This is a genomic window from Marinomonas rhizomae (genome assembly GCF_024397855.1).
GTDB lineage: Bacteria > Pseudomonadota > Gammaproteobacteria > Pseudomonadales > Marinomonadaceae > Marinomonas > Marinomonas rhizomae_A.
The window spans coordinates 2,540,394-2,556,275 of sequence record NZ_CP073343.1 but is presented as its reverse complement, the minus strand read 5'-3'; the positions used below and the strand labels follow the sequence as shown (position 1 = coordinate 2,556,275).

Here is a 15,882-nt window from a genome sequence, read left to right as displayed (position 1 = left end):
TCCTAAAATGATGCATTTATGTAATTTCATAACCCAAGAATGACATTCAAGGAACGAAAAAAAGCCCTGATCAATGATCAGGGCTTTTTATGTTGGTACCAGTAGGCGGACTCGAACCGCCACACCCGAAGGCAACGGATTTTGAATCCGTCGTGTCTACCAATTCCACCACACTGGCCTTGAAAAAGGTGAGGCGTATTTTAGGGTATTTAGAAGATAAGTCAACGGCTATTAGTATTATTTTTTATCTTTTTCACAACTGGTGGCTAGGAAGTACCTTTTTGAGAGGTTTTTCGCTAGAATACTGGGTCGTTTTTCCTAGGTAGCTTTCTTTTCATGCTCGTTTCCGATTATCACTTTGATTTACCCGATTCATTGATCGCTAATTACCCCATGCCAGATAGAACCGCCAGTCGCTTGCTGCATCTTGATGGCCCCAGTGGTGAGGTTGTACATCGTCAATTTCCTGATGTGTTGGACTTGGTTCAACCTGGAGATTTGATGGTGTTCAATAATACTCGAGTCATTCCTGCGCGCGTCTTCGGGCAAAAGGAGTCTGGCGGAAAAGTTGAAATACTGGTTGAGCGAGTCATTAATACGAATGAAGCGCTGGCTCATGTGCGTGCGAGTAAATCGCCAAAAGAAAACAGTAAGCTGATTTTAGGGCAAGATAAGGGTGAGCAAATAGAAGCGACTATGATTGGTCGTTCCGGTGCTTTATTTCACCTTGCTTTTAATGAGCCCGTTTTGGATGTGTTAACACGTGCGGGGCATATGCCGCTGCCGCCTTATATTGAACGTCCTGATGAAGACAGTGATCAAGAGCGTTATCAAACCGTTTATAATCAAAAGCCCGGTGCTGTTGCGGCGCCGACTGCGGGTTTGCATTTTGATGATGCGTTATTGGAAAAGCTAAAAGCAAAAGGCGTAGAAACGGCATTTGTTACCTTGCACGTTGGTGCAGGAACGTTTCAGCCTATGAAGGTTGAAAATGTAAAAGACCACATTATGCACGCTGAATACGTAGAGGTTGAGCCTAGTGTTGTTGAGCAAGTAAAAGCGACCAAGGCGCGAGGTGGTCGAGTTATTGCGGTAGGTACGACAAGTGTTCGCAGTCTTGAATCGGCAAGCCAAAGTGGTGAGATAGCGCCGATGCAGGATGACACCAGTATTTTTATTTACCCAGGTTATGAATTTAAAACCGTGGATGCTTTGGTGACGAATTTTCATTTGCCAGAGTCCACGTTGATTATGCTGATTAGTGCTTTTGCGGGTTATGATCATGTTATGGCCGCCTATAAAAAAGCAGTAGAACAGAAATATCGATTTTTTAGTTATGGTGATGCCATGTTTATTACACGAAATGCGCAGGCTAAAGGCCCGCAAGGTGAGGAATAAGACGTATGTCTGATAAGCGTCCAGAATGTTTTATGGATTTTGAACTTCACACTACGTCAGGAAAAGCGCGCCGCGCTACCTTGACGTTCCCACGTGGGAAGGTTGAAACACCTGCTTTTATGCCTGTTGGTACTTACGGTACAGTGAAGGGCATGCTAACCAAAGATATCGAAGAAATTGGTGCTGATATTATTTTGGGTAATACCTTCCATCTTTGGTTACGTCCGGGAACGGATGTTGTGAAGGCGCATGGCGATTTGCATGACTTTACTCAATGGAAGAAGCCAATTTTGACTGACTCTGGTGGTTTTCAGGTGTTTTCTCTTGGGGAAATGCGCAAAATCACCGAGGAAGGTGTTAGCTTTCGCTCACCAATTAATGGCTCGAAAGTCTTCTTGAGCCCTGAAATATCCATGCAAGTTCAGCGTGATCTTGGTTCGGATATTGTGATGATTTTCGACGAGTGTACACCGTATCCGGCAACGCCAGAAGTGGCAGCGAAGTCTATGCGTATGAGTTTACGTTGGGCTAAGCGTTCAAAAGACGAGCACGGTGATAGCCCTTCAGCGTTGTTTGGTATTATCCAAGGCAGTATGTATGAAAACCTTCGAGACGAATCGTTAGAAGGCTTGGTAGATATTGGTTTTGATGGCTACGCAATTGGTGGCTTGTCAGTGGGTGAGCCAAAAGACGAAATGATGAAGGTATTGGATCACACGACACCAAAAATGCCTGCCGATAAGCCGCGCTATTTGATGGGCGTAGGCAAGCCAGAAGATTTGGTGGAAGGTGTGCGTCGCGGTGTCGACATGTTTGATTGTGTGATGCCAACACGTAATGCTCGAAACGGTCATTTGTTTACATCAGATGGTGTGGTTCGTATTCGTAACGCTCAATATCGTCATGATGTTGGCCCGTTAGACAAAGAATGTGATTGTTACACTTGTAAAAACTTTTCTCGGTCTTATTTACATCACTTAGATAAGTGTCAAGAAATGGTAGGGGCGCAATTGAATACGATTCATAACCTACGATATTACCAAACACTCATGGCGGGATTGCGTCTAGCGCTCGATGAAGGTAGATTTGACGCCTTTGTTGATGAGTTTTATGCAAAGCGAGGCTTAGAAACGCCAGCTTTGAGTGAATAATAAACAAAATCATGCGAATTTCTTTACAAAAGAGTTTGCAACAGTTTCATAAACCATTGGAGAGTTAACACCATGATCGCATTGATCTCACCAGCTTACGCTGAAGGCGGCGCAGCAGCAGATACGGGTATTTTTAATCTAGTACTTCTTGCTGGTTTCGTTGTCATTTTTTACTTCCTTATGTGGCGCCCACAAGCGAAACGTGCAAAAGAGCATAAAAACTTGATTGCATCTCTAGCAAAAGGTACTGAGGTAGTAACTGGCGGTGGTGTACTAGGTAAAGTGTCTAAAGTAGACGATAACTATGTAGTACTTGAAGTGTCTGAAGGCATTGAAATGAAATTTCAAAAATCTTCAGTTGCTGCTGTTTTGCCTAAGGGAACGTTAAAGTCAATTTAACCTTCTATGAAAAGCGCCTACCCAGGCGCTTTTCTTCTTTATCGATCCATTTAATTTTTTAGGTGTAAAGGAATTTTCATGCTTAACAAGTATCCCTTGTGGAAGTATTTGCTAATTCTTCTTGTTTTGGCTTTGGGGCTACTGTATGCCTTCCCAAACCTTTATCCGGATGATCCAGCGCTACAACTATCTACCCAAAAAGCAACGGCTGTTGTTGATGAGCAAGCTTTGCAAAAAGCGAAAAATGCGCTCTCAAAAGCGAATATAGATTTAAAACAAGCAGAGCTTACCTCTGCTGGCGGTACCTTGCGCTTTAATAGCGGTGAGGACCAACTTGCTGCTAAGCCAGTTGTGGCGGCAGCACTGGGTGATGATTATGTAACCGCACTTAACCTTGTTCCTACGACGCCAGACTGGTTGTCTTCGTTGGGGGCAGGTCCTGCTAAGTTGGGCCTTGATTTACGTGGTGGTGTGCACTTCTTGTTGGAAGTGGATACGCCAGCAGCGCTAAAGCAAAAGCTTGAGGTTAGTTCAAGTGAAATGAAAGCGGCGTTGCGAAAAGATCGTGTTCGCTACCGCAGTGTAGATATTGAAGACGGTGTGCTTTCTATTCGCTTTTTACAGCAATCAGATTTGGCTTCTGCTGAAACTTTGTTGGAGAAAGATTTTTCTGAATACCGTTACGCTACGCGTCAGGATGGAAGTGATTTCTTTTTGGATGTGAGTTTTACAGAGCCTGCTAAGAAAGAAATCGAGTCTTATGCGCTACAGCAAAACTTAACAACATTGCGAAATCGTGTAAATGAACTGGGTGTTGCTGAGCCTTTGGTGCAGCGTCAAGGTAGCAATCGTATCGTTGTGGAATTACCAGGTGTACAGGATACTGCAGCGGCTAAACGTATTATCGGTGCTACGGCCAACCTTGAGTTCCATTTGGAAGCGGGTCTGGATGATAAGGGTGCGGATATTGAAACCTTGTCTTTCCGTGATGGTAGTGGTCGTACAGCGCGTTTAGAGCGTGACCTTATTATTACGGGTGACAGTGTTTCTGATGCGAGCTCTTCTTTCGATGAAAATGGACGCCCACAGGTAAACATTAGTTTGGATTCCAAAGGCGGCAAGCAAATGAGTAAAGTTACTCGTTCTGCTGTAGGCCGTAACATGGCGGTTGTTTTCATTGAGCATAAGTCCCGCAGTCGTTTTGTTGAAAAAGACGGCAAAATGGAAGAAGTGCGCAGAAGTTACAGTGAAAAAGGCATTATTTCTTTAGCGACTATTCAAACGACACTAGGGAATTCATTCCGTATTACAGGGTTGGATAGTCCTCGTGAATCTTCTGAGTTGGCTCTGTTGCTTCGTGCTGGTGCTTTGGCTGCGCCAATTTACTTTGTGGAAGAGCGTACAATTGGACCAAGTTTGGGGGCGGAAAACATCAAGTTAGGTGTTAATTCGGCGCAAATTGGTTTGTTGGTTGTTATGTTATTCATGCTGGTTTACTACAAGGTATTTGGTATTTTTGCCAACATATCGCTGGGCTTGAATATCATACTGTTGATGGCTTGTATGTCTATTCTGGGGGCAACGCTTACGCTGCCAGGTATTGCAGGTATCGTATTGACGATGGGGATGGCGGTGGACGCCAACGTGCTGATTTTCTCGCGAATAAAAGAGGAATTGGCCAGTGGGGTGCCGAATCAGCAAGCTATCCATTCTGGCTTTAATCGCGCCTTTACAACTATTTTCGACGCTAACATTACTACTTTGCTAGTCGCTGTGATTCTGTTTGCGGTCGGTACGGGTCCTGTTAAAGGTTTTGCGGTGACATTGTCACTGGGTATTCTTACTTCTATGTTTACGGCAATTGTTGTAACTCGTGCACAAGTTAATCTTGTGTATGGTGGTCGTAAAAATAAGAAATTGTACATTTAGGAGAGCGCCATGAAAGTGACAAATATTCCGTTTATGGCAATGCGTAAAATCGTAGCTGTCTTTTCACTTGTGCTGATACTCATCTCTCTTGTTTCTTTGGCGACAAAGGGTTTGCAGTTCGGGTTGGATTTTACCGGCGGTACATTGATTGAGGTGGCTTATGAAGAAGCGCCTAATCTAGATGATGTGCGTACTTTGTTGGGTGAAAACGGCTATGAAGATATTGTTGTGCAAAACTTTGGTTCGCCGACAGATGTTGTGGTTCGTATGGCTAATGCCTACACAGCAACCCTTGGCGATGAAGTGCTAGCGACGCTTCAGAATCATGGTGAGACAGATGTGTCCCTTCAGCGCTCTGAGTTTGTTGGTGCGCAAGTGGGTGAGGAGTTGCGAGAGCAAGGTGGCTTAGGTATGTTGCTTGCCTTGGCAATTGTGATGATTTACGTCGCAGTGCGCTTCCAGTTCAAATTCTCTGTTGCGTCTGTTGTAGCTTTGGTTCACGACGTCATTATCACGTTAGGCTTCTTTTCCATATTTGAGGTAGAGTTTGATCTGACTGTGTTGGCAGCATTGCTTGCTGTGGTTGGTTACTCACTCAACGATACGATAGTGGTGTGTGATCGGATTCGTGAAAACTTCCGTATTATGCGTGACACAACGCCATATGATCTGGTTAATGAGTCGATTAATCAGACGCTTGGTCGTACTTTGATTACGTCTTTAACGACCTTGTTTGTGTTGGTTGTCTTGTTCGTTGCAGGTGGCGAAGCCATTCATAACTTCTCTATGGCATTGTTAGTAGGTATTATAATTGGTACTTATTCTTCTATTTTTGTTGCGGCAAATTTATTGCTGGCGATGAATGTAACACGCGAAGATTTGATTCCTGTGCCGAAAGAAGAGTTGGAAGACGATTTACCTTAAGTAGATTTTTCTCTTCTCGTTATTAAAAGCCTGCTTCGTGCAGGCTTTTTTTATGCGCTAGCTAGATTTTGTTCGTTAGTGCTCTTTGTGTCTGTTATGTTTTTCTCTTACTTAAAGTCGAGGTGAATCGCTGAATATGTATTTTTTATTGCTTAGCTCATTACTTTTGTTGGCTAGTGTTCAGGTAAATGCTAATGCCTTGGATTTAAGTGCAATGGATAAAACAGCGCAGAGCTTTTCTAATATCAAGACGATTCAGATCGCTTATAAGGGGGAGCTTGTATGGTCAAAGGCTTATAACAAGGCGGATATTAATGCTGTTACCAATATTAAGTCGGCTTCGAAGTCTCTCATGTCAGCTATTGTTGGTATTGCTATTGAACGTGGTGTAGTTGATGGGGTTGATCAGTCTGTTGCGTCTCTGCTGTCGGATCAACTGCCAGCTAATCCTGATCCTCGTTTAAGTGATATTACGATTGGGCATTTGCTTTCTATGCAGGCGGGCTTGGAGCGAACCTCTGGGCGTTATTATGGTCGTTGGGTGGCAAGTGATAATTGGGTTCAAGCTGTTTTGTCGCGACCTTTTGTTGATGATGTCGGTGGTGATATGCAGTATTCAACCGGCAATACGCATCTTTTGTCTGCGATCATCATGTACCAGACAGGAGAGAATACTTATCAGTTGGCGAATAAGTGGTTACAAGGAAGTGGTATTCGAATTCAGAGTTGGGAGATCGATCCGCAAGGTATTCCAATGGGTGGAAATCAAGTGGGCATGACACCAGCGTCGCTATTGGCTTTTGGTGAATTGTATCGACGTGGAGGGGTGACTGCAAAAGGTCGTCGTTTACTTTCTGAAAAATGGATAGCCGAAAGTTGGGAGCCAAAAACACAATCTCGTTTTCATCGAGGGCTGTATGGGTATGGATGGTTTATTCAAAATTTTGAAGGTGTGCAGGGTTACTATGGTTGGGGTTATGGCGGGCAAATGATTTATGTTTTTCCGGAGCTGGATTTAACTGTAGCAATCACATCGGATGAGTTTTTGCCTTCTGGAAAGACTGGCTATCGTGACTCACTTCATGAAATGGTCGGTCAAGATATTATCCCTGCCATTCAGTCAGTTATGTAGTTTGAGTATTGGTTTGTAGTAGTAAAAAGCCTGCGATGATGGGCAGGCTTTTTTTGGTATGATTTTCTGGTGATAATTACATGTTGGTGATTTTGCCGAAATGCATGCCCATTTTGGTTGGGGTTTCTGCTTGTAGAGATTCTTCCCAATTTACCGCATCTTTGCCAAAAAGAACGATGGCGGTTGATCCGAGTTTAAATCGTCCCATTTCTTCACCTTTCTTAATCTCAATGTTATTGAGCTCTTTGTAGTCCCAAGTGACAACATTTTTGTTGAATGGTGTCACTTGCCCTGCCCATACCGTTTCTATGCTAGCTACGATCATAGCGCCAACCAAAATGACTGCCATCGGACCGGCTTCTGTATCGAATAGGCAAACGGTGCGCTCGTTACGAGCGAATACGTTGGGAATTTGCTCAGCGGTTACTTTGTTTACTGAAAAGAGCTTGCCAGGGATGTGGATCATCTTGGTGAGCTTGCCTGTTAATGGCATATGGACACGGTGGTAGTCTTTAGGGGATAAATACACAGTAGCGAAAGAGCCGCCAAGGAATTGATTAGATAAAGAAGCATCGCCGCCCAATAGTGTTGTGAGGCTGTAGTGATGTCCTTTCGCTTGGAACAATGTGCCATGTTCTATTTTGCCAAGCTGGCTGACTGCTCCATCAGCAGGGCAGGCAATACCGTTTTCTTCATTGCAAATAGGGCGTAGTTCTGGGCGAATGGCGCGGGTGAAAAAATCGTTAAAGTTGCGGTATGACAATTCATCGCTGTTGATTGCTTCAGACATATCTACTTGGTATTTTTTGACGAATTGACTGATAAAGGTGTTTTTTACCCATTTATTTTCGCATTCCGCTATTTTTCCGATAGCTCTAGATAATGTTTTCTGCGGGGTGATATGTTGTGCAAAGGCAAAAAGTTGATCTTTAGTCACGTTGATTGTCCTGATATAAGTGAATTTATAGTGTGCTGTGGCTGATTAAAGACACGATCTGTTTTAGGTTCTTGTAATCTGTTTCATTAAATTCGGTACGAGTTTCTAGCCAAAATATAGCCGTTTCTTTTTCTGATATTTTTGTGGATGCCAAAATAAGGTGGCTGTTGGTGTCAATTATTTGGTCCGACGTGTGCGGAAAATCTTTCAGTAGATTATCAAGTTTTTGCCCGTATATGTGAATGGCTGAGCGTTTGTTAGATAACTTTTTAAATACGCTTGATGGGGCGCTCCATTGGATCGATTTAATGACGTCTATGTTATAGCCAAATTGAAACATGGGAGATATTTTGTCGTTCGCATGTTTAAAAATAATGCTGTGTTGTGTGTTTGGTATGGCTTGCTTGATGGTTTTTAGGGCAAGTCCTGTTTTATGCTTTGCGTCATATTCTTTGTTTTGGCTGAGCGCTTTTTTGAGTGCCGCAATAGGCGTCAAAGATACTTTAGGTTTTGAATTCCCTGTATACAGATCGGGGTCAAGCAATTGTTGTGCTAATGGAATTTTTCCTCCGGTGTTGTAGAGCTTGGCGGCTTCAGTGCTTGCGAAATGGGCAGTTTGAATGATTTCGCCAAGTCGACGATGCATGACTGTCGCAACTACGCGGTAGAAAAATGGCAGGTTTTTGGAGTCCCATCGCATTAAATTTGCTTCATGAGCGACCTTGTTGGCGCAATACGAGAAAATAAGTGGGTTGTTTACTAAGATGGTTAATCTTTTGTCTTCGGTGAAGCCCGGTAGTTCATCGGGGTGGTGTGCTAGATGAGCCAGTTCTTGTAGCTCTTTTTTATTTGGTATGTGTTTGGTCAAAAAAGATTCGATGACTTTGTTTGGCGTATTCCAATAGGTGCATAAATGAACCGTTAGTTCATCTATGCGACAGCCTAAAATATTTAATTCAGCTTGGCTGGATTTTTCGCCTTGTTGGATTTTTTGGTTGATTTCTAACATGGTTGGATAAGCGTAGAACCATAATAGCCATCTTGCGGCATCTCGAAACAAGGTTATCCAGAAAATATCATCTTCGTTGTTGGTCAGTTTTTCAATTGACCAGTGTCTGGCGATAGTGGCAGCTTCGTAGCTGGTCTGAAGTTCTCTTAAAAATGCCATTAAATGAGGTTGTTTGTGTCTGTCTTTGGTTTCATAGGCAGCAAAGTGGGAAAACAGTCTTGCGATGCCATTCATACCAACCATGGCGGCAGCGTGAAAAGGTGTTTTTATTTCACTGTTTTTATTCGGCATGATGCGATTGGCTTCGTTGAGAATAGCAAAAGCCAATAATGGGTCGGAGGCTATATTTGCTTGCATGCCATCAAGAGTGTCTTCTGTTCTTTTTATTTGAGTCTTTAGACGCGATAAATTGACTGCTCTAACAGGAAATTTTTTATTTTTCAGAAAATGTAGCCATTCATTTAGGCCAGAAGGTGACTTGTCTTTCATAGCTGGTTACATTAGTGGCTCGGTTGTTGAATTTATAAAGGCTCTTATATTTTAGATCTCATTAATCATACTGTATATTGATATGAGAGCATACTTTGTCGGTATTAAGGAAGTGAATATGTTTGCATTAGCTGGCTTGCTAGTTGTAATTGTTAGTGTTGTGTCTGGCTATTTGGCATCTCATGGGAATATGTTAGCCCTGTGGCAACCTTTTGAGGTACTCATTATTTGTGGTGCGGCTCTAGGGGCTTTTATGGTAGCAAACCCATTTGTGATACAGAAAAAAGTGCTGACTATGTTGCCTCAGGTTATTACTGGCAGTCGACACAATAAAAAATTTTATTTGCAATTGTTAGGTTTGATGTACAGCTTGTTTCAGAAAAGTCGCCAAGATGGTTTTTTGTCTATTGAAGAGGATATTGAATCGCCTTTTACCAGTGAGTTGTTTAGTCGCTTTCCGGATGTGGTGCGTGATCATGAGGTGGTGAACTTTCTGACTGATAATTATCGAATATTTACATTAACAGGTCTGCCAGCTTATGAAATAGAAGCCATTATGGATAATGAGATTGAGCAGATACAGGAAGAATTAGTTGCGCCAAGTCATGCGCTAACGCGAGTGGCCGAAGGCTTGCCAGGTTTTGGTATTGTTGCAGCGGTATTGGGCATTGTTATTACTATGGGGTCTATTGGTGGGCCACTAGAAGAGATTGGTGCGCACGTTGCGGCGGCTTTGGTTGGGACATTTTTAGGTATCTTTTTCGGTTATGGTTTTGTTGGGCCTGCCGCTTCTCATCTGGAAAGTTTGGGTACTCACGAGTTGAAAGCGTACTTATGTGTTAAGGCATGCTTGAATTCTATTGTGTCTGGCTATGCGCCACCTGTTGCCGTTGAAACGGGGCGGAAGTTGTTGCCACCAGAAATGCGTCCGAGTTTTATTGAATTGTCAGATGGTCTTAAGCAGTATCGTTAGTATGGGTGCATCGTACCAAGTTAAGGAGAGTGTTGGATGGCCCTAGGTTCTAATGGGTTAGTAATTCGCCGAGTTAAGAAAATCAAAAAAGGCGGTCATCATGGTGGGGCTTGGAAGATAGCACTTGCTGATTTTGCTTTAGCTATGATGGCGTTTTTCTTGGTTTTATGGATTATGAGTGTGGCTTCTCCAGAGGAGTTGAAAAGTATTGAAGGATACTTTCAGGACCCAATGGGGCCTTCTACAGCAGGTTATAGCGCTAATCCTATCGATTTGGGTGGAAGTCCAGCGAAAAGTACAGAAAAAAAATTAGATTTGCAGTTACCTGAAGCTGGTAGTGCTGATATTCAATCCAGAGATAAGCTTCAAGGTAATGGTCCGGATTCTGCTGAATCTAAGAGTATTAGCAATATGCTGCAGGAAGAAATGAGTAAGATGAACGTTTTGCTTTCGCAGCAAAAAAATATGCGCATTGAAATTACGCCGCTGGGTGTACGTATTACGTTATTAGATGATCCAGATAAGCCTATGTTTGAGCGCGGAAGTGCTCGGATGATGCCGGATATTGAAAATACTTTGCTGAGTATGTCGCCGATATTTAATAAAGTGACTAACCCTATTGTTATTACGGGCCATACTGATTCATCTAAATTTGGTGCTTCGGGTCGGATTGATAATTGGGATTTGTCGACTTTGCGAGCAAATGCGGCGCGCCATATCTTGGAAGAGGGTGGTGTTGAGGATAGACGTATTGCTCAGGTGATTGGTCTGTCTGATACCATTCCTTACAATCGATTTGATACGGATAGCGCAGAGAATAGGCGCATTAGTATTACATTGTTAACCGATGATGCTTATAAGAAATTGCTGGACCAGAATCGTAGTAATTTTGGTAATCCTGGTCAGCAATCTGATTTGAAAATAACGCCTCAAACGGTTTTTTAGAAGGCTTGGTTTTCTCGTATTGAGTGTTTGATTCTTAGGAAGCTTTGGAAGCGGTGCTCCGTGATTTCACCTTTTTCTAGAGCTTCTAAGATTGCGCATCCTGGTTCTTTTTCATGGGCGCAATCGCGGAATCGACAATAGCCAATATGTGGTCGAAATTCGATAAAGCCGTTTAGTAATTCGTCTTCCGAAATATGCCATAAGCCAAACTCTCGAATCCCAGGGGAGTCGATGAGATCACCGCCTTTCGGCATATGGAATAATCGAGCGGTAGTGGTGGTGTGTACACCCTTTTTGCGTTTCTGTGAAAGTTCACCCACGCTAATGTCAATATCAGGAAGCAAGGTGCCAATGAGAGAAGATTTGCCTACGCCTGATTGTCCCACAAAAACACTTGTTTTATCCTGCAAGAAATCATAAAGCGATTCCATACCAGCTTGGTTTTTGATGGAGGTTCTGATGATTTTGTAATTCAGATCTTCATAGGTTTTTAGTAGCTGATCCAAGTCTGCTTTATTGCTGTCGTCGATTAAATCGCATTTGTTTAGCAAAATAACGGGTGGTATGCCAACGGTCTCTGCAGCCACTAAATAGCGATCTATTAGGTTGGCATGCGCAACTGGCTCGGCGGCAATGACGACGATTATATGGTCGATGTTGGCGGCAACTGGCTTTATTCTGCCGTGCATGTCTGGACGAGACAGGGAGGTGTGTCTTGGTGTTGTGGCAACAACAACACCACCTTCATTTTGTTTTGGGCGCCAGACAACTTTGTCGCCAGTCACAAGTTGACCTAGGTTGGCGCGCAAATTACAGCGCGTGGAGATGCCAATAAAAGGTTCTTGAGTGCCTTCAACTTCTACTTGCGTACCGAAGTGGGAGATAATAATGCCTTCAGTTTCAGGTCCGAGATCGGATGACTGAAGGAGTTCTTCGGCGGCATCACCTCGCTTTTGAGTGCGTTCTACGCGCTCTTTGTGAATTCTTTCGATTCGCCAAGTTTGTTGTTTAGTAAGTTTTCGCTTCGACATTAGATTCGTCTGGTCATAAAGTAAGGCGCATAGAGTATAATGCCTAGCATTGATAATAAAGGACTTGGAAGATTATGAGCTTAAATGAAGAGAATTTAGTGTGGATCGATCTTGAAATGACAGGATTGGACCCAGAAACCGATACCATTATTGAAATTGCTACTGTGGTTACGGATAAGCATTTGAATGTATTGGCGAAAGGTCCAAGCCTTGCTGTCCATCAAGAAAAAGCAGTAATGGATGCGATGGATGAATGGTGTACACAGCATCATGGTGACTCTGGGTTAACGGCTAGAGTGTTGTCTTCGACTATTAGTATGGCACAAGCAGAAGAAGAGACTGTTAAGTTTTTAGCTCAGTATGTTCCGGCTGGAAAGTCGCCTATTTGTGGTAACAGTGTTGGGCAGGATCGTCGTTTTTTGTATCGCTACATGCCTAAGTTGGAAGCCTTTTTTCATTACCGTTATTTGGACGTTAGTACGGTTAAAGAGCTGGCTAAACGTTGGAAGCCAGAGGCGCTTGATGGCTTTTCTAAATCTGGTTCCCATTTGGCGATGGACGATATTCTAGAATCTATTGGTGAGTTGAAGCATTACCGTAAAACTATGTTTGGTTTGGAAGATAAGGCTTAATTAGTCGGTTCTTGTTTGTGTGAATTGGCGGGCTGCATTTCGTTTGTTGCTCGCTAGTTTCTTTATTAAGGTTCTCTTTTTAGCTCGCGAGTCCTGATACTCCGTCCCATATTAGCTTTAATCCTGTTAGGAAGAGAAAACTGTACATGATTTTGAAAAACAGCGCCGTGGACAGTTTGTAGTGTAGCCATGCGCCGAGTTGGACCCCCAAGAAAGCGACTGGCGTAAAGCACAGCGACAAAAGTACGTTGGAACTATTTAGCTGGCCCAGCATCCCGTATGGGATGAGTTTTACGTAGTTGACCGCGGTAAAAATAACGGCAGCAGTGGCCACGTATTGAGTTTTGTCTAGGTTTGCCCTTAGCAAATAGACACTCATTGGTGGTCCGCCAGCGTGGGCGATAAAGCTTGTGAAGCCGCCAAGCGTGCACCAGAGCCTTCCAGCAATCGTACTAAGCGGCTTTTGTTGATTGGTTTGGTTTTTCTTGGGCCATGAATTTAATGTAAAGCCTACCGCAATAATCCCAACCATTATTTTTAGCCATTCTGCTGAAAACCATGATGCTGTGAGTCCGCCGATGATGACGCCAATAATCGCAGCGGGTATGCATTTTATAAGTTGTTCTGTGTTCCATTTCTTCCAGAATTTTTGCACGGTAAATATGTCCATTATGCAGAGAATTGGAAGCATTATGGCGGCTGCAAGTGTTGGGGAGGTTTGTAGTGAAATCAGCGGAACCGCGAGAATGCCAAATGCGCCAGAAAAGCCGCCTTTTGATACGCCAGTGATAAAAACGGCAACGGCAATGATTGAAAGAAAAAGCCAATCCATGTGCATCCTTTATTGGGTGTTTGTTTTTGTGGGTAGTAGGTTGGTTTATTATGAGTGATTGATGCTTGTTTCAAAAGGCTTCTGTATTAGAATTGTCGGAAATAAAATGATCGTGCACTTGGTGTTTTCTCAAGATTGAGTAGTAAAAGGGTTGATTGGTAATGCGAATAGAAAAAGATGTTTATGGTGAGGAGGCGATGGAAAAGCTGGGTGAGGTTTTTTCATCGGTGCTGAAGTCTGGTGCGGTGGTGTATTTGGAAGGTGATCTAGGTATGGGTAAAACCACGCTGGTGAGAGGTGTTTTGCGTGGTTTGGGATATCAAGGGCCAGTGAAAAGTCCTACCTATACGATTGTTGAGCCTTATGAAATGTCTGGCTTTGAGGCGTTTCATTTTGATTTATATCGAGTTGCGGATGCTGAAGAGCTAGAGTTTATGGGGATTCGCGACTATTTTAATGATGGTAGTTTGTGTTTGATTGAGTGGGCAGAAATGGGGCGAGGGATTTTGCCAGAGGCGGATTTAGTTGTCTCGCTGAGTTTAATTCGTCAAGGGCGCCATGTGTGTGTAGAGGCGAACACAGATAAGGGTGGTGAGGCGTTAAGCGTCTTGAAAGGAACGATAACTTCTTGATGTATAGAAGACTTTACTATAAGTAAGATTGAGATCCATTTAATCAGCAGTTATAGTGTGTCAGATATACTAGCTAGCTGTCTGATATGCATACTAAATTTCGTAATTATCTATTTATTTTTATTTGTTCAATCCTGTCTTTGGCGACTTGTAGTGTTTTGGCTGCAGAGGTTCGAGATATTCGTGTTGCTCAGCAAGAGGGGGTGACACGTTTGGTGTTTGAGCTTTCTGAGGCTGCAGAGCACCGTATTTTTCCTCTTTCTAATCCTGATCGTATTGTTTTAGATATTAGCGGAGTGGTTTTAAGTCCCTCAGTGGTAAATGGCTTGTCTGCGCTGTCTTCAGATGTTTTGATGCGAGTAAGATATGCGCGCCGAGATTCAGGTGTTCGGTTTGTACTTGATTTGGGGCAGGCGGCTAAGGCAAAAAGCACTGTTTTGGCTGCCAATGGTACTTATGGCCCTAGGATATTGGTTGAGCTTGAGTACGGGGTAAGAAAGCCTGCGACTATTGTTAAAAGTTTAGCGAACCTCTCTAAAGAGAAGCGCGATATTGTGATTGCAATTGATCCAGGCCATGGCGGTAAAGACCCTGGTGCATTGGGGCAATATAATGTGCGAGAGAAAGATATCGTGCTTTCTATTGGTAAAGAGCTAGCGCGCCGTATCAATGCGGTTGACGGCTTTAAAGCGGTGTTAACTCGCTCAACAGACAAATACCTTCAGCTGAGAGATCGTTCCCGCGTAGCGCGTGAGGCTAACGCTGATTTGATGATATCCATTCATGCGGATGCGTTTACCAAATCCAGTGCTAGAGGGGCTTCTGTTTGGGCGTTGTCATTAAGTGGCAAAAGTTCTGAAATGGGTCGCTGGTTGGCTCAACAGGAAAACTCGGCTGATTTGGTGGGCGGAATTTCGTTGGATGATAAAGATCAGTTACTTGCTGAAGTTTTATTGGATATGTCGATGAATTCGACTATCCAAATGAGCCTTAATATCGGTAAGAGTGTTCTGGGGGAGATGAAGGGGGTTGCAGTATTGCATAAAGACAGTGTTCAGCAGGCTGGCTTTGTGGTGCTGAAGTCGCCAGATATTCCTTCTATATTGATCGAAACTGGCTTTGTGTCCAATAAAACCGAAGCCAAGAATTTATCGAGCAGAACGTATCGTGTGAAATTAGCCGATTCTATTTCAAAAGGTGTGGTTGAGTATTTCACCAAAAATGCCCCTGATGGAACCTTGGTTGCTTGGAAGCAAAAGAAACATTCTGATTATGTTTACACGGTTAGTAAGGGTGATACTCTATCCGAAATCGCGCGTCGAAATCAGGTGTCCTTGTCTGTTTTGCGTCAAGCTAACAATCTAAGTAATGACGTTATTTGGATTGGTCAGAAGCTTGTTATTCCTGCTGGTTAAAAGTCTTATTAAAGCCTCTTTATTTCTCAAAGAGGCTGTTCTCAAATTAAAGGT

15 protein-coding genes and 1 tRNA gene are annotated in these 15,882 nt (G+C 43.2%); 11 read left to right on the top strand and 5 right to left on the bottom strand.

Features of this window, described 5'->3' with window-relative positions:
• Positions 1 to 93: 93 nt before the first annotated feature.
• A tRNA-Leu gene (locus tag KDW99_RS12155) sits at positions 94 to 178 on the bottom strand.
• 158 nt (positions 179 to 336) lie between these two features.
• Here KDW99_RS12155 and queA point away from each other — a divergent pair.
• The 6 genes from queA to KDW99_RS12125 all read left to right on the top strand — a co-directional run bounded on the left by queA (position 337) and on the right by KDW99_RS12125 (position 6,933).
• Positions 337 to 1,398, top strand: a complete 1,062-nt coding sequence (queA, locus tag KDW99_RS12150; RefSeq protein WP_255825047.1) for a tRNA preQ1(34) S-adenosylmethionine ribosyltransferase-isomerase QueA — start codon at positions 337 to 339, stop codon at positions 1,396 to 1,398.
• Between the two features lie 32 nt (positions 1,399 to 1,430).
• Positions 1,431 to 2,549, top strand: coding sequence for a tRNA guanosine(34) transglycosylase Tgt (gene tgt, locus KDW99_RS12145; protein ID WP_205116925.1), 1,119 nt, complete (start codon positions 1,431 to 1,433; stop codon positions 2,547 to 2,549).
• Between the two features lie 72 nt (positions 2,550 to 2,621).
• Entirely contained in the window at positions 2,622 to 2,948 is a 327-nt protein-coding gene (gene yajC, locus KDW99_RS12140) for a preprotein translocase subunit YajC (RefSeq protein WP_072840549.1), read from the top strand.
• A 78-nt stretch (positions 2,949 to 3,026) separates the two neighbouring features.
• Positions 3,027 to 4,877, top strand: a complete 1,851-nt coding sequence (gene secD, locus KDW99_RS12135) for a protein translocase subunit SecD (protein WP_255825044.1) — start codon at positions 3,027 to 3,029, stop codon at positions 4,875 to 4,877.
• A 9-nt stretch (positions 4,878 to 4,886) separates the two neighbouring features.
• The gene (gene secF / locus KDW99_RS12130) at positions 4,887 to 5,801 is read left to right on the top strand and encodes a protein translocase subunit SecF (protein ID WP_255825042.1); all 915 of its coding nucleotides are present in this window, start codon (positions 4,887 to 4,889) and stop codon (positions 5,799 to 5,801) included.
• Positions 5,802 to 5,937: 136 nt separating this feature from the next.
• On the top strand, positions 5,938 to 6,933 hold the full coding sequence (locus tag KDW99_RS12125) for a serine hydrolase domain-containing protein (RefSeq protein ID WP_255825040.1): 996 nt from the start codon (positions 5,938 to 5,940) through the stop codon (positions 6,931 to 6,933).
• Between the two features lie 76 nt (positions 6,934 to 7,009).
• Here KDW99_RS12125 and asd read toward each other — a convergent pair whose 3' ends face one another.
• Both asd and KDW99_RS12115 read right to left on the bottom strand, forming a co-directional pair.
• On the bottom strand, positions 7,010 to 7,870 hold the full coding sequence (gene asd / locus KDW99_RS12120) for an archaetidylserine decarboxylase (RefSeq protein ID WP_255825038.1): 861 nt from the start codon (positions 7,868 to 7,870) through the stop codon (positions 7,010 to 7,012).
• Between the two features lie 25 nt (positions 7,871 to 7,895).
• Entirely contained in the window at positions 7,896 to 9,368 is a 1,473-nt protein-coding gene (locus tag KDW99_RS12115) for an HDOD domain-containing protein (RefSeq protein WP_255825035.1), read from the bottom strand.
• A 118-nt stretch (positions 9,369 to 9,486) separates the two neighbouring features.
• Here KDW99_RS12115 and motA point away from each other — a divergent pair, with 118 nt between their 5' ends.
• Complete coding sequence (motA, locus tag KDW99_RS12110; protein WP_255825033.1) at positions 9,487 to 10,341, top strand: flagellar motor stator protein MotA; 855 nt, start codon at positions 9,487 to 9,489, stop codon at positions 10,339 to 10,341.
• A gap of 36 nt (positions 10,342 to 10,377) precedes the next feature.
• Entirely contained in the window at positions 10,378 to 11,286 is a 909-nt protein-coding gene (locus KDW99_RS12105) for a flagellar motor protein MotB (protein ID WP_255825032.1), read from the top strand.
• Here the strand turns inward: KDW99_RS12105 and rsgA are convergent.
• Complete coding sequence (gene rsgA / locus KDW99_RS12100; protein ID WP_255825030.1) at positions 11,283 to 12,317, bottom strand: small ribosomal subunit biogenesis GTPase RsgA; 1,035 nt, start codon at positions 12,315 to 12,317, stop codon at positions 11,283 to 11,285. The genes KDW99_RS12105 and rsgA overlap by 4 nt on opposite strands.
• A gap of 74 nt (positions 12,318 to 12,391) precedes the next feature.
• Between rsgA and orn the strand changes: the two genes are divergently transcribed.
• Positions 12,392 to 12,949, top strand: a complete 558-nt coding sequence (gene orn, locus KDW99_RS12095) for an oligoribonuclease (protein WP_255825029.1) — start codon at positions 12,392 to 12,394, stop codon at positions 12,947 to 12,949.
• Positions 12,950 to 13,028: 79 nt separating this feature from the next.
• On the opposite strand, the gene KDW99_RS12090 is transcribed toward orn, so the two are convergent.
• Positions 13,029 to 13,781: a sulfite exporter TauE/SafE family protein gene (locus KDW99_RS12090; protein ID WP_255825028.1), complete on the bottom strand. Its 753-nt coding sequence runs from the start codon at positions 13,779 to 13,781 to the stop codon at positions 13,029 to 13,031.
• Between the two features lie 161 nt (positions 13,782 to 13,942).
• On the opposite strand from KDW99_RS12090, the gene tsaE reads away from it, so the two are divergent.
• Both tsaE and KDW99_RS12080 read left to right on the top strand, forming a co-directional pair.
• Positions 13,943 to 14,413 (top strand): tRNA (adenosine(37)-N6)-threonylcarbamoyltransferase complex ATPase subunit type 1 TsaE, encoded by a 471-nt coding sequence (gene tsaE, locus KDW99_RS12085; protein WP_255825027.1) that lies wholly within the window; start codon positions 13,943 to 13,945, stop codon positions 14,411 to 14,413.
• A gap of 86 nt (positions 14,414 to 14,499) precedes the next feature.
• A complete protein-coding gene (locus tag KDW99_RS12080; protein WP_255825026.1) occupies positions 14,500 to 15,828 on the top strand; it encodes an N-acetylmuramoyl-L-alanine amidase in 1,329 nt (442 codons plus the stop codon).
• The last annotated feature ends 54 nt before the right edge of the window (positions 15,829 to 15,882 follow it).